The following is a 21,147-nucleotide window of genomic DNA, read 5'->3' as shown; positions in this document are numbered from 1 at the left end:
CGCCGCCCCTACGTCTTGGGGCAGTTGCTCGTCCCCTTGGTGCTGCCACCGGTCGGGGTCTGGGTGATCACGCAGTGCTTGAAGACCTTGTCCTCCAGGATGAAGTAATTGTATTCAAGCGACTCCACCACCCCGGTGTTGGCGCTGCGGTAGGTGGGTTCCACCGACACGGCGACGTGCTTGCCCTTCTTGATGGCCTGGACGATGTCCCGTTCGACGCCGCTGCTCAGGTACGGCGTGTTGGTCTTCTCGTAGATCGCCACCAGGTTGCGCAGGTCGATGCCCGAGCCCTTGGCGGCCGCCGGGATCAGGTGTCCGTTGGCCGCCTTCGGGTTCCCCGGCTCGGCCTCGATCTCGGTCATGCCGGGCGGCCGGGTGGAGCCGTTGGTGTTGACGCCGGGGCAGTTGCGGCCCTTGCAGTAGTCCGACCCGTCCAGCATCGCGAACACCCGGGTGGCCCGGCACTCGGAGCGCTGGAGGTGGTTGTCGTAGTAGCGCTGGCGCGGCATGAAGACGGCGTGCCCGGTCTCGCTGGTGCCCGGTCCGTCGTCGCACTTGTCGTCCTCACGGGTGCGGCCCTTGTTCTTTCCGCCCGGCACCGAGTCGGGGACGGGCCACAGGGCGGTCCGGTCCTGCTCGGTGGGCGCGAAGTGGGTCGGGTCGAGGCCGAGCAGGCGGGTGAGCTCGTCGGCCAGGTAGACGGCGGTGAGGTTCATCAGCAACTGGGCGAAGTCCGGGGCCTTCCAGTCCGGCAGCGGGGCGGGCCGGTCGGGGATGGGCCGGGGCTCGGGAGCGCGTGGCAGGACGACCCGCTTGCAGCTGATGCAGGTGCCACCGCCACCACCGCCGCCACCACCACCACCGCCACCACCGCCTGCCCCGGTACCGGTGCCGGTCGGTGTCGTGGTGGGCGGCACGCCGTCGCCGCCGCACTCCTGGCGCCACCACTGGCGCTGGCAGCGCCGCTCGTTTCGGTCGTCGGTGCGGTCCACCGTCGTGGGCCGACCGAAGTAGTCGGCGCAGCTCATGCCGTAGCGGCCGGTGCAGGAGTCGTCGCCGAGCGGCTCGGCGTCGGAGATGATCGAGATGATCCGGCCGATGGGGCCCAGCAGCCGGCCGCCGAACTTCAGGGCCTTGCCACCGTTCTTGCCGCCCTGCTTGACGACGAACTTGCTGCCGCCGGTGATGGCCTTGTCGACGCCGCCGAGGCTGATGTCGGGGAAGACCGTGATGCAGGCCATGTTGGGGGCCGGGGTGACGCAGAGGTGGCCGGTGGGGTCGGTGCCGTCCAGCGGGTCCCCGTTGGCATAGCCGTAGCGGTTGGCCTGGGCGGAGCCGTCGCTGGGGTCGAGGTCCCAGGAGTCGCGGCTGGCGAAGCCCCCGGTGCCCGGCAGGTACCAGCGGGCGTGCATGTTGACCTCGCCACTCGCCGGGTCGGTCCACCCGCTCTGGTAGCCGAGGCTGGTGCCGGTCCCGGTCCGCGCCAGCGGCTTGCCGAAGGGATCGTAGGTGGTGCTGGAGCCGATCGCGGTGCCCGTCACGTCGAGCGTGGCCGTCACGTCGGTGTGCCGGTCGGTGCGCACCCGCCGGGGGCCGGCGGCGTCGGCGGCGGTCACCAGGGTGCCGTCGCTGTCGCGGCCGTAGCGCCAGGTGCCGTCGGAGATGAGGTTGTTGGTGCCTCCGTCGTAGGAGAAGACGGCGGTGCCGCGGCGGACGACGCGGTCCAGGCCGTCGTACTGGTAGGTGGTCTGGCCCTCGCCGACCAGGCGGTCGAAGGCGTCGTACGTCCGGGTGAGGTCGGTGCCGGCCGTGGTCGTCGCGGCGAGGGTGCCGCGCGCGGTGTAGCGGTAGGTACTGGTGCCGTCGGAGAGCAGTCGGTTGCGCTCGTCGTAGACGGCCGTCGCCGTCCCGTTCCCGGTGCGGTTACCGGCCGCGTCCCAGGTGTACCCGGTGCTGGAGGGGCCGTTGGTCCAGGAGGTCAACCGGCCGGCCTGGTCGTAGCCGTAGCGGTTGTCGGCCGCCGGAGTGGTGCCCGTGGCGCTCTCGGTACGGCGGGTCAGCCGGTCGTCGAGGTCGTACTCGTAAGCGGTGCCGGTGATCGTCGGATAGCCGTTGCCCTCCTGGACGACACGGTCGGCGGCGAGACGGCCGAGCGGGTCGTAGCTCAGGTAGCGGCCCGAGGTGGCCCGGAACTCGGCGGCCGGGTCGGCGGGGTTCTTCGTCGCGTAGTACTGGATGCTGCGACGGCCGTCGCCGTCGTAGCCGTACCAGAGCTGGGCGCCGCTCAACTGGTCGGAGGACCAGGCCAACTGGCCGTCCGCCTTGTAGCCGAAGGCCGCCCAGCCGGTCCTGCTGTCCCAGCGGTCGGTGAGCCGGCCGTCCTTGTCGTAGCCCCAGGACTGGTCGACGCCGGAGATCCGGGCCTCGATCAGCTGACCTCGGTCGTTGTAGGAGTAGTCCTGCGAGCTGATGCCGTTGCCGTTGGTGAGCACCGTCCGCCCGGCCTTGTCGTACTGGATGGTCCTGGCCTCGGTGGCGGCCTCGCCCCCTGTGCCGGTCTCCCCGGTCAGCCTGCCCATCGGGTCGTAGGTGCTGGTGCGGACGATCCCACCGGGCTCGGTGGCGCGGACGGCCCGCCCGGCGATGTCGTAGACGGTGGTCCAGGTGCGGTCGGCGGCCGCCGGGTGGGCAGCGGTGGCGGGCTCGACGGTCGACTCGGGAAGGTCCCAGGGCGTGTAGGTGTAGGTGGTGGTGTTGCCCTTGCCGTCGGTGAAGCGGGTGCGGTGGTCGGCGGCGTCGTAGCCGTAGGTGGTCGTGATCGTCTGACCCGTCGCCACCGGCTCCACCTGGCGGACCAGCCGGCCCCCGGCGTCGTAGCCGAGGGTGGCCGTCGCGCCGGTGGCCGGGCTGGTGGTGCTGGTCATCCGGCCTTCGAGGTCGTAGCCGCTCTGCCGGGTGCGCAGGACGGTGCCCGCCGGGTCGACGTCGGAGCTGCGGACGGCGTTGCCGAGCGCGTCGTAGCCGGTCACCACGGACTCGCCGAGCGGTGCGACGGTGCGGGTGACGCGTCCGAGCGCGTCGTACTCGGTGCGGGTGACCCGGCCCGCCGCGTCGGTGCCGCTGGTGGGCTGGCCGGCGGCGTTGTAGGTGGCCGTGCTGATGCTGCCCCCGGGGCTGGTGACCACGGTCTGGTTGCCGGCGTCGTCCCAGCCGTAGCGGGTGGTGAGGTTCAGCAGGGTGGGCTTTCGCTCGACCACGGTGCCGGTCAGCCGGCGGCCGAGCTCGTCGTAGGTGGACTCGGTGCGGGCGCCGGTCGGGTCGGTGGCGGAGAGCTGGAGACCGGTGGGCGTCCAGGTCGCCTTCCAGACGGGCGGGTTGTCGTCGACGGGCGGCTGGAGGCCACCGGCGGAGTTGGGGTCGGTGCGCTGGAGCTGGTGCCCGAACCGGTCGTAGCCAAAGATGGTCCGGCGCCCGGCCGGGTCGACGGAGGCGGTGACCCGGGACAGCGCGTCGTACTCGGTTCGGGCGACCGGGTTGAGCACCGTTCCGCCCGGCGGGGTGTAGCCGGGGAGCCGGCTCTCGGTGACCCGGCCCAGCCGGTCGACCGTCAGGGCAGTGGTGCGGCCGAGCGGGTCGGTGCCGGAGACCTTGTCACCGAAGGTGTTGTAGCCGGTCACCGTGGTCGGACGGACGACGGTCGCGGGCTGTCCGCCGCTTTCCGCGGAGACCGCGGGCTGCAGCTCCGTGACGAGTCGGCCGAGTTCGTCGTACCGGTAGGCGGTCGTGTACGCGGCCGGGTCAGCGCCGGGACCGTTGCCGTTCGGCGAGGTGCTGGTGAGCAGCAGGCCGCGCTGGTCGTACGTGTGTGTGGTGACGGCGGTCGGTCCGCCCGCGCTGGAGGACGACTCGGTCCGGACCAGCCGGCCGGCGGCGTCGTACGCGGAGGTGGCGAGCTGATTCACGGTGGCGCCGGCCTTGGCCGTCGCCGAGGTCACGTGGTCGTCGGCGTCGTAGCCGTAGCTGACGGTGCGGTCCAGACCGCCGGGGTCGGCCACCGTGGTGACGGTCCGCCCGGCGGCGTCGACGGTGTGCACGGTCGTGCGGCCACCGGCGGTCACCTGCCTGACGAGGTGTCCGGCGCCGTCGTACTCGGCGCTCTCCAGCACGACCGGGTGCGTGGTGCCGTCGGACCGGGTGACGGACCGGGCGGTGACGGTGGCCGGCAGGCCGTCGTCGTAGTAGGTGTAGGCGGTGGTGGCGCCCATGGCGTCGGTCACCGAAGCGAGCCGCCCGGCGGGGTCGTAGGCGCGCGACTCGGTGGTGAGGTCGCGGGCGGCCTTTCCGTCACCGTTCCATCCCTCGGCCACCGTGGTGGCCAGTTGGCCCCGGGCGGTGTAGGTCGAGCGGGTGACCTGGCCGAGCGGATCGGTCACCGAGGTGGTGCGGCCGAGTGCGTCGTAGCCGTACTTGGTCACTCCTCCCTCGGCATCGGTGGTCGTGGCCGGGCGGCCCGCCGCGTCGTAGCCGGTGCTGGTGGTGCGCGGCCGGTCACCGCCCAGCAGGTCCGCTCCGGTCACGGTCAGCAGGCGGCCGTCCTCGTCGAAGGTCCGGGTGATGCGCAGCTGGTGGGCGGTGCCGGAGACGGCGTCGGTGGTGCGGACGCCGGTCTCGGTGACGACCCGGGACAGCGCGTCGTGGTCGAAGGTGGTGGTCACTCCGCCCGGCTGGGCATCCGAGTACTGGGTCTCGGTGATGCGCCGACCCATGGCGTCGTAGGTGTAGCCGGTGCGCAGGCCGGACGGGGCCGTGCTGCCGGCGAGGTCGCCGGAGGCGAAGTAGGCGTAGCCGGTGGTGGCGCCGGAGGGGCTCACCTCGCTCGCCACCAGGCCGGCCGGGGTGAGGCCGCCACCGGTGGCGGGCTCGGTGCCGGTGGTGTAGGTCGTCCGGGAGACCCGGCCGTCGGGCAGGGTCGTGGTTTCCGGCAGGCCGAGCGCCGTGTAGCCGATGGCCGTCCGGTAGCGGTTGTCCGCGGGGCCGGTGGAGCGGGGGTCGCGGGTCTCGATCGGCTTGTCGTTGCGGGGGTCCTTGTCGTTGTCCTTGTTGAGGTAGTAGGTGGTGTAGCCGGTCCAGCAGGAGTCGAGGTCACGGCAGGTCGTCCGGGAGACGGTGTTGCCGCGGGCGTCCTGGCCGGTGATGGTGCTGTGGCCGTTGGGGTCGGTGACGGTGTGCAGGTAGCCGCCGGTGTCGTATCCGTAGGTGGTGGTGGCGCCGGTGGTGTCGGTGCGCGAGATGAGGCGCAGGCCGCGCTGGGCGTCGTAGACGTCGGTGGCAGTTGCGCCGGCCGGGTCGGTGACGGTCACCCGGGAGGCGAGCATGGTCGCGGCGGAGAGCGAGCGCGCCTGGTAGTGGGCGGCGACGCGATCGGCGCTCAGGGGGTGCTGGTAGATCGCGGCCTCGTCGATGCTGCCCGTGAAACGGCTGACATCCGCCGGCGCCGCGGCCCAGCCCTTCGCGAACCCCGCCCCCAGATAGGTGTGCACATTGCGCTGGTGGTCCACCGCACCCGACGTCGACACACCGACCAGCGCACCGTCCAGATAGAGCGAGTGCCTCGCCCCCTCCGCCGACAGGACCACATGGTGCCAACCACCATCGGTCACCGCACCGGCACTGACGATCCCGTCACCACCGTAGAAGTGCCCGTACAACCTGTTGTCCGAACCCACATACAGAATCGGCGCCCAGTCCACCCCCGCACCCGGCGCACCCTCCATCGTCAACGACTGGTCACCCACCAGCACACCCGGCTTCTGCGTGCTGAACCACAACTCCACGGCCACGTCCTTCGAACCGTGCAACACCCCCTCCGGCACCTCCACCTGCGACTGCGCACCACCCGAGAAACGCACCGCCGTACCGTCCCCGGGGCCGAACACGCCAGGGCCGCCGGGCTGCGCACCGGAGCCGTACGTGCCGTCGCCCCGGGTGGCCGCGACCTCGCTCGCGGCGCGGGGACCGGCGGCCTCGTCGAGCCGCCAGAAGCCGGCCGGCGAGTCGGCGGCCACCGCGCCGCGGTAGCCGATCCCCTGGCCGGTGACCTGGGCACTGCGCGCGCGGTAGTGCGCGACCACGTCGGCCGCGCTCAGGGGGTGCTGGTAGATCGCGGCCTCGTCGATGCTGCCCGTGAAACGGCTGACATCCGCCGGCGCCGCGGCCCAGCCCTTCGCGAACCCCGCCCCCAGATAGGTGTGCACATTGCGCTGGTGGTCCACCGCACCCGACGTCGACACACCGACCAGCGCACCGTCCAGATAGAGCGAGTGCCTCGCCCCCTCCGCCGACAGGACCACATGGTGCCAACCACCATCGGTCACCGCACCGGCACTGACGATCCCGTCACCACCGTAGAAGTGCCCGTACAACCTGTTGTCCGAACCCACATACAGAATCGGCGCCCAGTCCACCCCCGCACCCGGCGCACCCTCCATCGTCAACGACTGGTCACCCACCAGCACACCCGGCTTCTGCGTGCTGAACCACAACTCCACGGCCACGTCCTTCGAACCGTGCAACACCCCCTCCGGCACCTCCACCTGCGACTGCGCACCACCCGAGAAACGCACCGCGGTGTCGTCGGCGGGCGAGAAGACGCCCGGGGCCCGGAGGCCGACGCCGCTGCTGTAGCTGCCCGCCGTGCCGGTGCCGACCTCGCCGGCGGCGACGGCGCCCTCACGCTCGCCCAGCCGCCAGTAACCGGCCGGGTCGGAGGCCTTCACGGCGTTGCTGTAGAGGAACGAGCCGCCGGTGTACGCGGGCTCGGAGACCTTCCAGGTGCTGCCCGCCCCGTCGGTGACGGTGGCGACGCGCTCGGTCGCGGCGTTGTAGCCGATCCGGGCGGTGGTCCGGCCGGAGGGCAGTGTCACCTTGGTGAGCTGGGCGGCCGGGGTGCGCAGCGCGGCGTGCGCCGCCGCGACCTGTTCGGTCACCGGGTATTCGTAGAAGGCGACTTCGTCGATCTGACCGGTGAAGGCGGTCTGCGCGGGCGCATCCGGCCAGCCGGGGGTGTAGCCGTTGCCGAGGTAGGTGAGCTCCTGGTCGAGGTGGTCGACGGTGCCGGCCAGCGTGCCGACCTGGCGTCCGTCGAGGAACAGCGCCTGGGTGGTCACGGCCGAGGAAAGCACCACGTGGTGCCAGGTGTTGTCGGTGACCGGGGCGGTGGAGGTGATCGGACTCGGCCCGCCCTGCCAGAACTCGGCCCGCAGCCTGCCGTTGGCGTCGACGTAGAGCGCGGGGGTGTAGTGCCAGGGCGACTGGCCCATCTCCTTGTTGGCGTAGGAGAGGATCACGCCGGGCGCGGAGGTGCGGAACCAGAGCTCGACCGACCGGGAGGTCGAGGCGCTGACGGTCTTCCTCGGCAACTCGACGAAGGAGCCGGCCCGGCCGGGGAAGACGGTGGAGCCGTCACCGGTGCTGCCGGGTGCTCCGAGCGGGTCGAAGGTCACGTCGGAGGCTCGGGCCGGGGCCCGGTCGGCGATCTGGGCCTCGTTGGCGATGCCGGTGCCGTCGGCCGCGCCGAGCCTCCAGTAGCCGACCGGTCCGGCGTCCAGGACGGCGGAGCGGTAGCGCGAACCGTCGGCGTATTCGTAGCCGGTGCACCCGGTGGTGGCGGTGGTGGCCACACCGGGCGGGCAGACCTTGGTGAGACGGTCGCCGGTGTAGACGTACGTCCAGCTGCCGGTGGCGCCGGAGGCCGTCACCGAGGTGATGTGGCCGCCGGTCCAGGTGAAGTCGAGGGCCCGCCCGGACAGCACGTCCTTGGCACGGGCGAGTCGACCGGCGGTGTAGGAGATCTCCTGGGCGTGCCCGGCGGCGTCGGCCGTGCGGACCAGGCGACCGGCGGCGTCGAAGGTGTGCACGCTGCCGGTCCGGTCGGTCAGCGTCCAGCCGCCGCCGTCCTGCTTGCGCAGTTCGGCGGCCTGTCCGGGGCCCGCGACGTAGGCCTTCGCGGCGGCGTCCCAGGCGAACCTGGCGCGCGAGCCGTTGGAGGCGGTGAGCAGCACGTTCCCGGGCAAGGAGAGCCAGCTGCTGGCCTCGACATCGATCCGCATGTCCCAGCGGCTGGTCCAGCCGGCGCCGAAGGCCCCGTCGGTACGCGGGTCCAGGGAGTTGTAGCTGCGGGTGACGGACAGCTCGGGACCGACGGTGGGCAGCGTCGCGTCGGTGGCGGCGGTGGCGTAGTTGCCCGCCGCCGCGTTGATGTCGCGGCCGGCGTCGGCCGCGGTGGTGTACTGGGTCGGCTGCGGGACGACGGTGCGGAAGAAGGCGGGCTGGGAGGTCGGGCTGGCCGCCGCGCCGTCACCGACCTCGGCGTACCAGGCGTACTGCTCGTTCCACTTCAGCCATCCGTCGGGCACCACGAAGGCACCGGAGGGCTGCCAGGCGGACTGCTGGCAGCCGACGTCGTTCTTCTGTCCCTCCACCCGGCAGACGGTGAAGCGGTAGTCGACGGTGGAACGCGGGGCGTGGTCGGCGTCGGTGCCCTCGGCGGTGAGCGTCGGCTGGAGGTGGCGGACCACGGAGTGCGAGAGCGGGGCCATGCCGGTCAGCACGGGAGGGATGTTGACCGAGGAGAACCGGATGGTCAGCGGGGGTATGCCGGTGTCCGCGTAGAAGTTGCTGTGCCCGAAGTCGTCCATCGTCCAGGCGATGGTGTACGTCCCCTGGGGCAGCGTGCGGATGTGCGCGTCGAAGATGTTGCCGGCGTGGGTCGGGGTGTCGGCCGAGACGGAGGTCCAGGCGATGTTCGTCCCGTAGTTGGTGATGTTGTTGCCCCACTCGTCGAAGAGCAGGTACGACATCTTGTAGTTGCTGGACGGCGTCCAGGTGTCCTGGCCGCGGTTCCAGGCCCGGATGCGGAAGATGCCTTCCTGGGTGGCGGTGACCGGCTGGACCCAGCCGTACAGGTCGTAGTCGGCGCCGTACTTGGACCAGGTGATGTCGAGGCTGGGCGCGCCCGGGCCGTCGTTCTCGCTGGCGAACTTCTTCCAGCCGTAGGAGTCCCAGTCGTCGGCCTTGACGGCGAGCCCGTAGTTGGCCTGCCAGCCGTGCGTCCAGCGGTTGACGAGGTTCTTGCCCTCCTCCCCGAGGTCGATGGTCTCCCAGTCGGGGGCGCAGGCCCAGGTGCTGCTGCCCTCGGCGTGCCAGCCGTGGGCGAAGCTCTTCGACACCAGGGCGCCGCCGATCGACGGGCCGGGCCACGTGCGGACCGAACCCTGCGACCAGTTGGAGGTCACCGGGTGGACGGTCACCGGCCGGGCGTTGCAGGAGTAGGACCAGCTGTTGTAGAGCGCGAGCTTGGCGCTGAGCACGGTGGCGTTGCGCAGCGTGTTCTCCAGGCCGTTGAACTTCAGGAAGGCCGCCGCCCGGTTTCCGCCACCGTTGTAGGTGCCGACCTTGAGGAGGGTGTCGGAGGAGAAGTCCGCGTTGTTCGGGGAGAGCACGTAGGTGCTCTCGACCGCCTTCACCCGGGAGACCGAGGGATCCACGATGACGGGGAAGACCCGCTCGGGCGCGCGCAGCCAGTCCTGGTCGAGCTTCACCTTGAGCGCCACGCCGTCGCCGACCGGTACCAGCTCGTACGTCACGCCGCTGGAGACGACGCCCTGCCCGCCGGAGTCGGGGGCCTGGTGGGAGTCCTCCATCCAGCCGGCCGGCATCCGGCCGCGGACGGTGCCCGCGGCGTCGGTGAACTGCAGGGCGCCGTTCGGGTCGAGGGCGGCGTTCAGCCCCTGGAGGCGCAGCGGGAAGACCCACTCGGTGGGGGCGTCGGCGTTCTTGAGCACCAGCGTCTCCTTGAAGGAGTCGCTGCCGGCACGGAACGTGACGTCCGCGTGCGGGACGGCACCGGGGTAGGTGATCGTGCTGCCCTCCGCGGTGCCCGGCACGGCGGCGGCGCCCTGGAGGGCGTAGCCGACCGAGAGCCCGTCGCCGAGGCTCAGTCGGACCAGCGGGTCGTGGTCGGCGGTCAGCGCGAAGTCGAGCCGCTGTTCGCCGGAGGTGGTGGTCCAGCCGTCCTGGGTGGGGGCGGCGCGACCGAGGGAGGCCGTGCCGGTGGGCAGCAGGGTGGTGTCGATGGCCACCCAGGACCCGTCGGACCGACGGAAGTTGACCGGGGCCGGGTAGTACCGGGTGGTGTAGGTACCGTCGGTGTTGCGGAAGGTGCGCTCCTGCTCGGCGCGCTTGTCGACGACCTCGGTGCTCCGGGCCGGGTTGAATCCTTCGGTGGGCTTGGCCGGGACGTCGGGGGCCGGCACGACCTCGGCCTTCGGCGGCGCCACCGGCGCGGGGGCCGCGGCAGGAACAGCGGGGGTCGGGGTCGGGCCCTCCGGGGCGAGTTCACCGGCGGCTGCCTCGTGCCCGGTGCGGCCGCCGTCGGCGCCCGCACCGGTGAGCTCGGCCGGTACCTCGCTCGGCCGCCCGGCCGCGTCGGAGCCGACCTGCTTGGGCAGTGCCCCCGGATCGGGGGCTGCGGCCACGACGGGTGGCGGTGCGACGGCGCTCGCCCCGCTGGCGGCGGCGAGCACAGTGAGCACCGTGCAGATGAGCAGCGCAAGGCAACGACGCAGTGCCAACACCGAAAGAATTCCCCCGACTCGTACTGAAGATCGGGCAGAGATATATCGGACCGGTGTTCCGGCTGAGAAGGCCGATCGGACCCGAACCGGCACGAAGGTGACCGGTATCACAGGGGGAAACGGTGCATCGGATGCTCAAGCGTCATGTATCGCCCACGGACGGAGGGAACTGTTCCGGCCTCGGAAACGTCTCGGCGCGGCGAGTGCGGAGCCGGTGGCGGACTGCCGGCCGGCTCCGCGGCGCCCCGGGCCTCACCTCGCCTCAGGAGGTCTCCAGCCCCAGGCCCGTGACGCGGAGGAACCCGTGGTCGGCCAGCTGGGGCGAGAGCCCGATGCCCGGGCGGCGGGCGGTGATGCTGCCGGGGCCGAGGCCGAAGCCGGAGTCGCCGCTGATGCCGCGGGCCGCGAGTTCGGTGGTGATCAGTGCGGCGACCTCACGGGCGGTCTCCTCCGTCGGGTTCCGCCACTCCGCCTTGAAGCGGCGGCCCGAGGCCTGCCAGCCGTCCGCCGTCATCGCGGCCGAGCCCTCGTCCAGGTCTCCGGGGCGCGGGCCGACCCGCAGCAGCACGCCCTTCACGGTGCTGTAGGTGACCGAGAGTCCGCCGCTGATCTGCGGCGCGGCTATCGTGAACATGGCCTTCTCGCCCGGCCGCTGCACCGGCAGCTGCTCGATCCACGCCGCCAGGAGGCACTCCAGCCCCTCCCGCAGGTGCGGCAGCGACAGGGCGAGCCGCCCGCCCGGCAGGTAGTCGGCCGTACCGCCGGGGGCCTGGACCGGCATGTGCAGCTGCCAGCTGTACGGCAGCCGCGGGAAGTCGCTCGGCCCCTCGGAGCCGCCGGACGGGCCGCCCCACTCGAAGGTGCCGTGCTCCTCCTCCTCGAACGCCGCGGCCGGTTCGGTCTCCAGCCGGACCCGCCGCCCCCCGCAGAGCAGCCGCAGCAGCCGGCCGTGCTCGCCGGCCTCGCGCCAGCGGACGTCCGGCCCGTCGGGGCCGCCGCCGAAGAACGTCGGCTCGCCGAGGACGGCGCAGACCGCCCGGTAGATCTCGCCGAACACGTCACGGCGGTGCTCCAGCGTCGACGGGCCGAGCTCGAACCGGTGCAGGTCCAGCACGTCGTAGGTGCCCTCCGGGGCGCCGCGCAGGTAGCCGCGCAGGGCGAAGGACGGTGTGCAGTACGGGTCGGGGGTGCGGATGTCGACATAGCCGTCGCCGAACCCGCCCTCGGCCGCGGGCAGTTCGGCGACCGCTCGGCGGACCGCCTCGACCGGCAGGTACCCGCCGGGCGCGTCGTGCAGCAGCGGGACCAACGCCGCTACCATGGCGGGCAGTTCGGGGCTGACGTGCCGGACCTCCCGCACATGGGGCTGGATCGCTATCCAGGCCCGGCGGTCGTTGGCCTGGAGCAGCATGGTGCGCCCGGCGGACTGCCAGCGCAGGCCGAACCCGTCGGCGGCCGTCGGCACGGGCGTGGGCGCGCCGACCGCGCGCAGCGCCTCGGAGAGCGTGCGCAGCGCGGCGTGGCGCTCACCGGCCGGCGTCGGCAGGCGGAACTGCAGCAGCGGCACCCAGGCCCGCCGGAAGGTGTCGGCCTTCGGCTCGGTGGTGCCGAGGAAGAGCTCGGCACCGGCCGGCCAGCGCAGCTCGGCCTGCAGACCGACCACGAGGATGTCGGTGAACGCCCGGCGGATCTTCCAGTCGGGCCGGGCCTCCACCAGCCGCTCGACGTCCGCCCGCGTCCAGCAGTCGTCGAGGTCGTGCAGGGTACGGACCAGCTCGACGGTGGTCGGCAGATCGGCGGTCCAGGTCACGGCGGAGGCGTCGGTGTTCGCGGCGTCGTTCATGCGGGCGATCATGGCAGCCACCACCGACAACCGGCCTCGGCCGTGTCGCGACAGCCGACGGAACGGACCGGTTCAGAGGATCGCGCAGACGGCCCGCTTCAGCCGGTAGGCCTCCCCGAGGAGCTCCATCCGTTCCGTGGCGGGAAGCCTCAGCCTGCAGTAGCTCTTCAGATGCGCGCGAAGCCCCTCGGGCATGTCGATCATGTCGGACAGGTAGAAGAGTTCGGTGCGCTCGTCGTCGATGTCGGGATCCTCCGGCCACGCGAGCGAAGCCACGAGGGCGATCGACTGCAGCAGCTTGCCCAGCCGGAACCAACGGAACTCCTCACCGGTCGAGCGTTCCTCGACCAGCCCGATCACCTCCGGCAGAAGCCCTCCGTAGGCCACCATGACGGCCCGGCCGGCCGCGACGGACCGCGCCTCTTCCAGCCCGGCCCTGATCTCGTGCAGCGGTTCGACCTCGGCGTCGTCGAGGCCGAGGATCCGCAGCGACCCCAGGAACTCCTCGAACCGGTCGGGCGCGTCCTGCTGAAGCGTTGTCGCATCACCGACGGCGCAGCCTGCCTTGAAGAGGTGCAGCGGCCGGTTCGGGGCCTGTGCCCGCTCGGCCGGACCGACCGGCGCCGGGTCGGGACGGTCGTCCCACTCGGCGGCCGCCTTCTTCCGCAGCCGTTCCGCCCTCGCCACATCACCGTCCAGGTGCACGACCAGCCGGTTCAGACTGCCCTCGTTGATCAGCCGGACGCCGGTGAAGAACGGCCAGAGCATGCTCCTGCTCATCGCGGTGCCCTGCGCCATCTCGGCCAGCGAGGGCCGCCCCGCGGTCCGATGCAGTTCGTCGAGGTGCTCCAGGAGGGCGCGAACCGCCCCGTCGCGCGGCCATCTGGACCTGTCGAACCCCGCCAACCCGAATCCCGCCCCTCACGTCCCGGTCCACCGACCGCTCCCGCAGGTGTCCGCAGAACGACGCACCCGGATCAGCAACAGTCGACGAACACTCCGGTCACCGGCCCCCGTTGCCCGCCATTGTGCCCGGTCCGTGCGCAGCACGTCCGCACTTCGTTCTTCTCCGCCGAACGCACCCGATTCTTGAGGAGCGCACAGGAGCGGAGCCGGCCGGCCCCACAGCAACGACGAGGAGCCCCTCATGGACACCTGGCTGACCCTGGTCAGTGCCGCCGGCGAGATCGCCTCGTTCGCCGGCGCCCTCATCTCCGCCCTCACGGCGCTCGGCGACCGCCGCCGTGCCGCCGACAAGCCGACCACCCGGCACCACGACGAGTGAGCACCGTTCGCCGCCGCTCCGCACACGTGCTGTGCGGAGCGGCGGCGGCCCTACCCGGGCCCGGCCGTGGCCGGGGCGAGGGTGGCGGTGCCGTGGAGGACCGGACCCGCGGCGCGGGCGGCTTCCGGGCTCCGGGCGAGGGCCCGGGCCGCCCGGCCGGAGCCCGGGTCGGCGAGGTCGGGGTCGGAGAGGTCGGGGTCGGAGAGGCCGATCGGCCAGGTTCCCGGCGGCACCACGATCACCACCACCGTCTGCCTCCCGGCGGCCGCCGACAGCCACCCCGCCGACACCGGGACCTCGGAGACCGGCTCCCAGACCTCGCCGCCGGCCAGGCGCAGGCGTACCGGCACGCCCTCGCACGTCTCGACCACCGCGTCCGTGTCCGGCGGCTCTCCCGCCGCCGGCGCGAAGCCGCTCGCCGGCGCCGCCTCGACGAAGGCCGGGTGCAGTCGCCGGCCGACCTCCACCACGAGCACCGCGAACGGCGGCCCGGCCGCGGCCTCGCGCACCACGGGCGCCCACACCACAGGCACCGGCGGTGCGTCGCGCCGCGGTCCCGCCGTCCGGACGCCCCTCCGACGCCCGAGGCCCGACCCCGACGCCGGTCCCGGTCCCGGTCCCGGTCCTGGTCCTGGTCCGAACATCCCGTCCGGCAGGCGCACCGGACCGCGCGGTCCCCAGATCATCCCGCCGTCACCCCGGCCGTGTCCCGTATCCGCCGTCGGCCCGTGCTCCCGTGCTGAGGACTGATCATGCCGCCGATCCTGCCGCCCCGGCCGCACCCGCGCCTGAGTACCCGTACTCAATCCACCGGGCGGAGCGGAAGCCGGCGGGGGTTCGGCCCCGGGACCGGACGGCAGCTCAGGAGGGCTCCACCGCACCGCCGTTGAGCGCGGTGCCGGTGCCGGTACGCAGATGGAGGGCGGTGCGGCCGGTGCGGCGGGTGCTCACCAGGCCCGCGCCGCGCAGGGCGCCCAGGTGCTGCGAGACGGCGCTCGGGCTGACGCCGAGCCGGTCGGCGAGCTCGGGGGTGGACAGCGGTTCGGCGAGCGCGTCCAGCAGGGCGGCCCGGGTGCGGCCGAGGACGGCGGCCAGCCCGTCCGAGGAGGGCCGGGGCCGCTCCCACAGCAGTCCGACACCGGTCGCCGGATAGCGGATCGAGGCGGCGGCGCGCGGCGAGTGGTCGACGAGCACGTCCGGCCAGGCGAACACCGACGGCATCAGCACCAGGCCGTGCCCGCCGCCCGCGACCGTCCACGGAGCGGCGGTCCTGCGACGGCCGCCCACCAGCAACTCGCCCTCCCGCCACACCACGTCGGAGTGCAGCTCGGCGAACAGGCCCTCCACCCCGGCGTCCACCAGCGCCACCGCCCGCCGACCGAGGTCCGCCTCCAGCACCGCCCGCATCCGCCCCCAGTGCGGAGCCACCAGCCGGGAGTGGCAGCGGTCCAGCGCGTCGGCGGCCCGGGCCAGCAGTTCGGCCGCCTCCGGCAGCTCGCGGGCCGCCCGGGCCGGCCCCAGCGCAGCGGCGCACTCGGCGGCGACATAGCCGGGGTCGACCGCCCGCAGGCCCGCCAGTTCGGTGGCGAAGGCAGGCACCCGCCCGTCCGGCAGCGGGAACAGGAAGGCGGGCAGACAGCCCTCCAGCAGGGTTCGCAGCAGGGGCAGTTCGGGCTCGGCCGCGAGCGCCGGACGGGCCTCCCGCAGCCACGGCAGGTGGACCTGGTGACCGCCCGCGCCGAGCGCCGCCCGCACCCCGAGCACCGTCTCGGCCAGCGGCGACACCGCGAGCCGCACCCGGGCCACCTCCGCCGCCGACAGCCGGATCTCCACCGCCACGACCGCCGCCCCCTTCCGATCATTAAGCCGTGACTGAACGATAGCCGCACCGACCGACCGCCCCGCAGGCTGTTCGGCATGGAGACCTTCACCTCGTACGACGGCACCGAGCTCGCCTTCCGCACGGTCGGCGACGGCCCGCCGCTGCTGGTCCTGCCCGGCGGGCCCGGCCGTGCCGCCGCCTATCTCGGCGATCTCGGCGGCCTCGCCGCGACCCGTACCCTGATCCTGCCCGACACCCGCGGCACCGGCGCCTCCGCGACCCCGGCCGACCCGGGCACCTTCCGCGTCGACCGCCTGGTCGAGGACGTCGAGGCGCTGCGCCGCCACCTCCGCCTGGACCGCGTCGACCTGCTGGGCCACTCCGCCGGGGGCAGCCTCGCCCTCCTGTACGCCGCCGCGCACCCCGACCGGCTGACCGGGCTGGTCCTGGTCACCCCGTCCTTCGCCGCCGTCGGGGCGGCCTCCGACCTCGACGCGGAGCGGGTGATCGCCGCCCGCGCCGCCGAGCCCTGGCACGCCGGGGCGGTGGCCGCCTACCGGAAGGTGAAGTCGGCCCGGAGCTTCGCCGAGGCCGCCCCGCACCGATTGGCCTTCGAACCCCTGATGTACGGCCGCTGGGACGACGCCGCGCGGGCCCATGCCGCCGCCGACCCGGCCCAGCGCTCACTGGCCGTCAGCGAGAACTACTACGCCGGCTACACCCCCGACACCGAGCGGCTCCGGCGGCGACTGGGTGCCCTGCCCTGCCCCGTCCTGCTGCTGGCCGGCGAACTCGACCTGTGGCCCACCGCGGCTTCCGCCACCGCCGCGGCCGCGCTGTTCCCGGACGTGACGCTCGCCGTCCAGCCCGGGGGCGGCCACTACCCGTGGCTGGACGACCCGGCCGCCTTCACGGCGACGGTGGAGGACTTCCTCCACCGCACGGCCGCCGCCCGGGCCGCCACCACGGCCGCGACGTTCAGCTCCCGTTGACGGCGGGGCGATCGGCAGCGACGGGGCGGGCCGGGACGGCCGGGCGATCGGCAGCGACGGGGCGGGCCGCCACGGCGGGTGCGGGCAGGCCCCGGTGCGGGCCGCTCCCGGGGCTCAGCCGGTCGATCTCGGCGAGCACCCGGTCCGCGTGCGGGCGCACCCGCGACCGCAGTTCCGCGCTCCAGCTCTCCTCGGAGTAGCGGCGGTCGAGGTAGAGCCTCCTGGCGTGGGCCAGCACGGCTCGGTGCTCGGACGGGAGCCGGGCGAGGGCCCAGTCGGCGGCGGTGTCCTTCGAGTCGATCCGGCCGGTGGCGAGGGTGCTCCAGATCCGGGCGAGGGTGAGCAGCACGTTCCGGGTGTCCTGCTCCAGGTCGTCGAGCAGGCCGGGGAGGCCCGCCAGGCTCGCCCGGACCAGGTCGGCGTGCGGCACGGGGTCGAGGACCCGGGCCGGGGGCGGACCGGCGAGCGGCCGGTCGCCGGCCAGGACCATCGTGATCAGCAGCGCCAGGTCGGGCATCGGCTCCGGCCGGGGGACCGCTCCGGCCTCGTAGTCCGCGCGCAGCCACTCGCCGTACAGGAAGTCGCAGACCGGCGGGTAGCGCCAGGGCCGGACGTCGGACCGCACGACCAGTGCGAGCTCGACCGGCCGCGCGCCGGCCGCGGCCGCGTCACCGTCCCCGTCCGCAGTCCCCTCTGCGATTCCCCCCGCGGCTCCGGTGCCGGAGATCCGGAGCAGGCCCTCGAGCAGGGCCGCCCGCTCCCGCTCCACCGGCGACCGTTCGGAGACCAGCAGCACGTCCAGGTCGCTGGCCGGCCGGAGGCCGCCCAGCACGGCGGACCCGTGGAGGTAGATCCCGACCACGTCCCGGCCCAGTACACCGTCGGCGAGTGCCACGATCTGCTGCAACTGGTTCATTCCGCCAGTCTCCCCCACCGTCCGGTCCGGTAGTCCGGCCGGCCGGGCCCACCAAGGAGCCCACCGTGGCCGCCGGACCCGCGGCCGCACCCGGCCGACCCCCGTCACAGCCGGGTGCGGCCCCGGAACCGGTGGGGCGGTTCCGGAGCCTGCGGGGGTGCGGCCCCGGCCGAGGGGCGCCGGGAGCCGCACCCGTCGGGGTCAGCAGCTGGAGTTGACCGGCCCGGCCCAGTCGGCGCCGCCGTACCAGTGCTCGCTGCCGTAGGCCCAGTTGCACCCGTTGACCGAAGCCATCGCGATCCAGGCGTCCGGGTCGACGGCGTGGATGTCGACCCAGCCCACGGTCACGTCCTTGCTGTTCACGCTGTACGGGCCCCACTGGTTGCTGTAGCCGTACGGCGACCTCAGGCCGACGTAGACGTAGGCACCCGGGTTGGCCGCCTGGAAGGCCCCCGCCCACTGCCAGTGCGCCAGTACGTGACCGCAGTTGTCGTACTGCTGCTCGACCTGCCCGGCGTACTGGCCGTGCCAGTAGACGTTTCCGGGCTGTCCGATGTTGATGATGTTGCAGGCGGTGGTGCGCGCGCTCGCCGGCGCGGCCGTGGCCACACCTCCGGCCGCGATCCCCACCGCGAGCAGAACGGCGGCCGTCCTCGACCTGACGCCGGTCTTCCTCATGGGTTCCCCTCCCCGGTCCCCGGCGCGGCGCGCCAGGACCTGTGTCTGGTGTCGGTGTGCGCGCCTGGACCGCCGGCCGGAGCGGCGGGTGGTCCCGGACACGGCACAACGCTGTTGGACAGGGCGTAGCAGTCCGATCGCATTCCGCTCGCAGACTGGTAGCATCCGACCGTTCGGGCGGGGGGCGACGCTGTCGGGGGGCGGGCGTGCGGTTCGAGGTACTGGGTCCGTTACGGGTCTACGGCCCGGACGGCGAGATCACCGTGGGCGGACCGCGGCTGCGCGCCGCGCTGGCCCTGCTGCTGGTGCGGGCCGGACGGACGGTGACCGGCGACCAGCTGGCCGGGGCGGTGTGGGACACCGCCGTGTCGTCCCGCAGCCGGGCGGCGCTGCCCAGCTATGTGATGCGGCTGAGACGGGCCCTGGGGCCCGAGGCCGGCGGACGGGTGGTGACCCGCAGCGGCGGGTACGCCGTCGAACTGGGCGACGGCGAGCTGGACGTCCGCACCTTCCAGGAGCTGTGCGAACGGGCGCGGACCCTGGTCGACGACGGTGACCCGGGCGCCGCGGAGCCCCTGCTGGGCCGTGCCCTGGGGCTGTGGCGGGGCGAACCCCTGGTCGACGTCCCGGACAGCGCCGTCCTGCGGTCCGAGCTCGACCTGCTGGAGAGCGCCCGGGTCCGGGCCCAGCACCAGCACATCGAGGTACGGCTCGGGCTCGGGCGGCACGCCGGCCTGCTGGGCGAACTCGCCGCGCTGACCGGGGCGCACCCCTTCGACGAGCGGCTGCGGGCGCATCTGATGCTCGCGCTGCACCGCAGCGGGCGGCGGGCCGAGGCACTGGAGGCCTTCCAGAACGGGCGGCGGGTGCTGGTCGACCAGCTGGGCATCGAACCCGGGGCCGAGCTCCGGGAGTTGCACCGGGGAGTGCTCGCCGACGATCCGGCGCTGCTGCTTCCGGGGGTACGAGTGCCGGGGGTACGAGTGCCGGGAGCGCGGGTACCGGAAGCGCGGGTACCGGTGCCGGGGGCGGCCGTCACGGTGGCCGCGGGACCTCGGCAGGGAGTGCCGGTCGACCGCCCCGGGCCGGACCGGCCGGTCCCGCCGCCCGAGGTGTCCGAAGTGTCCGACCACGTCGGACGGACCGAACCGGCCGAGACGTCCGACCGGGACGGACACTCCGGACATGTCGGACAGTCCGGCGATCCTCAGCCACCCAGGACTGCCCCGTCGACGCCGTCGACACAATCGACCCGGGCGCCCGGGAACCGGGTGCCGGCGCAGGGCGGTCCGGTCCCGCCGGTGACGGCGGCGCGTCCCGCCGGGCCCGCCGACGGGCACTCCGCCGGTTCCCCCACCGGTTTCCCCACCGGTTTCCCCACCGCCGACGGCTCCCCGGCGGGCCCCCGGAACCACCGGCCCCGCCGCCCGCTCCGGTCCTCCCGCTGGGTCGGCGCCGCGGTGGCCGCTCTGCTGGCCGCCTCCGCCGTGTCCGACGGCGGCGCCGCGGTGCCGCACGCGGCGGTCGGCGCCCGGTCCACCACCGCCGCGGCCGCGAGCCACGGGTCCTACGTCGCACGGGTGGCCTGGGAAGGGACCCCCACCGACCTCGTGCACGCCAAGGGCGAGGAACTGGAGGTCCGCAGCCCGGTCCGGGACGGGGACACCCTGGTCGTCACCGTACTGCTGGGCGGCACCGGCCCCGGGCCGCTCACGGTGACCGACACCGTCGGCAACCGCTACCGGCTCGTCGGCTACCCGATCGACCAGGACGGCAGCCGGCTGGCGGTCTTCGTATCGGTGCGCGCCAAGGCGATGGACGAACTCGACATGATCCGGATCCTGTGGCCGGACGCCGCGCAGGGCTTCGCCGCGGTGGACGACTTCCGGGGGGTCACCGGGGCCGGCCCGTGGATCGAGACGGTGTCCGACCCGGATTCGGCGTCGGGCGGCCGGGACCTGGCGCTCGGCGGCGACCTGGTCCCGTGCGAGGACGGGGACCTGCTGTTCGGCGCGGTCGGCAGCAACGGCGGACCCCCGCCGGACCTCCCCGCCGACTGGCACCGGCTCCCCGCCGTCGAGCGACCCGGCGCGCCCCGGTCGGCGGGCCCGGCGGACCTACGGCTGACGACCACGTACCTGACCTGGCGCGGGGCTCCGGAGGCCGCCTGCGAGGGGCACGGAACCGCGAGCACGGGCTGGCGGGCCGTGCTGTTCCGGCTCCGGTAGCCGTCCTTCCGGTGACGGCAGCCGTCGTGCCGGCCTCCGCGGCCGCTCCCCGCGCCGGCTCCAACGGCCGTCAGGACGACCGCAGCGCCCGCTCGCACTCCCGGCAGCGCTGCTCGGCGAGGGCGGGCGGGTACCACGGCTCGCCCAGGCCGGCCCGGAAGTGGGCGTGCTCCATGCCCGCCGTGTCCCGCCCGCACAGGGTGCGCGGCAGCGGGTCCTCCGGCACGTCGGGGTCCGCCCCGGCCGCGTGCACGCCCAGCACGGCGGGCTCCACCCCGTCCGGGCCGAGCACCTGCCCGGGGTCCAACTCGTAGAGGACGACGATCGCGGCCATGACACGAGGATCTGCCGCCCCGGACCCCCGGACACCCCGGGTGGGCTGTTCGTGGGAGACGGCCTGGGGGCGTCCGGATCCGGGCGACGGCGGCTCCGTCAGTAGTAGTGACGGCGTCCACCGACCTCGTGGCCGATCGCGCCGGCGATCCACAGCACGGCGCCGACGACGAGCAGCACGATGCCGATGGTCCACAGGATCGAGATACCTGTGAGGAAACCGATGATGAGCAGAACGACTCCGAGGACGATCACGGAAGCCTCCCGGTGGGTTCGGGCGGGCGGGGCCGCGGAGGCCGTGTGACCTGCCGCTCTTCGGCCGCCGCCCGGTGCTGCGTCTACCACCCGCCCCAGGGCGCAAACCCGCCCCGCGACGCGAACCCTGTCGGCGGCCCGGACCCGGTCGGCCGGGGGCG

Annotated in this window: 12 protein-coding genes; 3 read left to right on the top strand and 9 right to left on the bottom strand. The window is 73.7% G+C overall.

The annotated features are described in order from the left end of the window. Positions 1–8: 8 nt before the first annotated feature. From ACIPYS_RS22265 to ACIPYS_RS22255, 3 genes are all read right to left on the bottom strand, one after another. Entirely contained in the window at positions 9–10,631 is a 10,623-nt protein-coding gene (locus tag ACIPYS_RS22265; RefSeq protein WP_400748554.1) for a LamG-like jellyroll fold domain-containing protein, read from the bottom strand. Positions 10,632–10,896: 265 nt separating this feature from the next. Beyond that, positions 10,897–12,477, bottom strand: coding sequence for a hypothetical protein (locus tag ACIPYS_RS22260; protein ID WP_400748551.1), 1,581 nt, complete (start codon positions 12,475–12,477; stop codon positions 10,897–10,899). Between the two features lie 72 nt (positions 12,478–12,549). Continuing rightward, positions 12,550–13,257, bottom strand: coding sequence for a hypothetical protein (locus tag ACIPYS_RS22255; RefSeq protein WP_400748549.1), 708 nt, complete (start codon positions 13,255–13,257; stop codon positions 12,550–12,552). Positions 13,258–13,624: 367 nt separating this feature from the next. On the opposite strand from ACIPYS_RS22255, the gene ACIPYS_RS22250 reads away from it, so the two are divergent. Next, on the top strand, positions 13,625–13,762 hold the full coding sequence (locus ACIPYS_RS22250; RefSeq protein WP_159424743.1) for a hypothetical protein: 138 nt from the start codon (positions 13,625–13,627) through the stop codon (positions 13,760–13,762). Between the two features lie 50 nt (positions 13,763–13,812). Here ACIPYS_RS22250 and ACIPYS_RS22245 read toward each other — a convergent pair whose 3' ends face one another. Together ACIPYS_RS22245 and ACIPYS_RS22240 are read right to left on the bottom strand one after the other, a co-directional pair. Further along, positions 13,813–14,295, bottom strand: a complete 483-nt coding sequence (locus ACIPYS_RS22245) for a hypothetical protein (protein WP_400748546.1) — start codon at positions 14,293–14,295, stop codon at positions 13,813–13,815. A 328-nt stretch (positions 14,296–14,623) separates the two neighbouring features. Continuing rightward, entirely contained in the window at positions 14,624–15,601 is a 978-nt protein-coding gene (locus tag ACIPYS_RS22240) for a DUF5937 family protein (RefSeq protein ID WP_400748545.1), read from the bottom strand. Positions 15,602–15,679: 78 nt separating this feature from the next. On the opposite strand from ACIPYS_RS22240, the gene ACIPYS_RS22235 reads away from it, so the two are divergent. Then, positions 15,680–16,576, top strand: a complete 897-nt coding sequence (locus ACIPYS_RS22235; protein WP_400748543.1) for an alpha/beta fold hydrolase — start codon at positions 15,680–15,682, stop codon at positions 16,574–16,576. On the opposite strand, the gene ACIPYS_RS22230 is transcribed toward ACIPYS_RS22235, so the two are convergent. Beyond that, positions 16,563–17,492, bottom strand: a complete 930-nt coding sequence (locus ACIPYS_RS22230) for an aminoglycoside adenylyltransferase domain-containing protein (RefSeq protein ID WP_400748540.1) — start codon at positions 17,490–17,492, stop codon at positions 16,563–16,565. The genes ACIPYS_RS22235 and ACIPYS_RS22230 overlap by 14 nt on opposite strands. Positions 17,493–17,693: 201 nt before the next feature. Continuing rightward, entirely contained in the window at positions 17,694–18,170 is a 477-nt protein-coding gene (locus tag ACIPYS_RS22225; protein ID WP_093858558.1) for a hypothetical protein, read from the bottom strand. Between the two features lie 206 nt (positions 18,171–18,376). Between ACIPYS_RS22225 and ACIPYS_RS22220 the strand changes: the two genes are divergently transcribed. Further along, positions 18,377–20,398, top strand: a complete 2,022-nt coding sequence (locus ACIPYS_RS22220; protein ID WP_400748537.1) for a BTAD domain-containing putative transcriptional regulator — start codon at positions 18,377–18,379, stop codon at positions 20,396–20,398. 70 nt (positions 20,399–20,468) lie between these two features. On the opposite strand, the gene ACIPYS_RS22215 is transcribed toward ACIPYS_RS22220, so the two are convergent. Both ACIPYS_RS22215 and ACIPYS_RS22210 read right to left on the bottom strand, forming a co-directional pair. Further along, positions 20,469–20,732 carry a hypothetical protein gene (locus ACIPYS_RS22215; protein ID WP_093858560.1) on the bottom strand — a complete coding sequence of 88 codons (264 nt, stop codon included), beginning with the start codon at positions 20,730–20,732 and terminating at the stop codon, positions 20,469–20,471. A 98-nt stretch (positions 20,733–20,830) separates the two neighbouring features. After that, positions 20,831–20,986: a DUF6131 family protein gene (locus ACIPYS_RS22210; protein ID WP_400748534.1), complete on the bottom strand. Its 156-nt coding sequence runs from the start codon at positions 20,984–20,986 to the stop codon at positions 20,831–20,833. Positions 20,987–21,147: the final 161 nt, after the last annotated feature.

The organism is Kitasatospora sp. NPDC089913 (assembly GCF_044748625.1).
Taxonomy (GTDB): domain Bacteria; phylum Actinomycetota; class Actinomycetes; order Streptomycetales; family Streptomycetaceae; genus Kitasatospora.
This window is presented reverse-complemented; position numbering and strand designations above follow the sequence as displayed.

What these genes read in the sequence shown, in the direction of transcription:
- ACIPYS_RS22230 (WP_400748540.1), bottom strand. Translation starts at nt 17,492, where the DNA reads ATGAACCAGTTGCAGCAGATCGTGGCACTCGCCGACGGTGTACTGGGC.
- ACIPYS_RS22255 (WP_400748549.1), bottom strand. Translation starts at nt 13,257, where the DNA reads ATGAGCAGGAGCATGCTCTGGCCGTTCTTCACCGGCGTCCGGCTGATC.
- ACIPYS_RS22260 (WP_400748551.1), bottom strand. Translation starts at nt 12,477, where the DNA reads ATGAACGACGCCGCGAACACCGACGCCTCCGCCGTGACCTGGACCGCC.
- ACIPYS_RS22225 (WP_093858558.1), bottom strand. Translation starts at nt 18,170, where the DNA reads ATGAGGAAGACCGGCGTCAGGTCGAGGACGGCCGCCGTTCTGCTCGCG.
- ACIPYS_RS22215 (WP_093858560.1), bottom strand. Translation starts at nt 20,732, where the DNA reads ATGGCCGCGATCGTCGTCCTCTACGAGTTGGACCCCGGGCAGGTGCTC.
- ACIPYS_RS22250 (WP_159424743.1), top strand. Translation starts at nt 13,625, where the DNA reads ATGGACACCTGGCTGACCCTGGTCAGTGCCGCCGGCGAGATCGCCTCG.
- ACIPYS_RS22235 (WP_400748543.1), top strand. Translation starts at nt 15,680, where the DNA reads ATGGAGACCTTCACCTCGTACGACGGCACCGAGCTCGCCTTCCGCACG.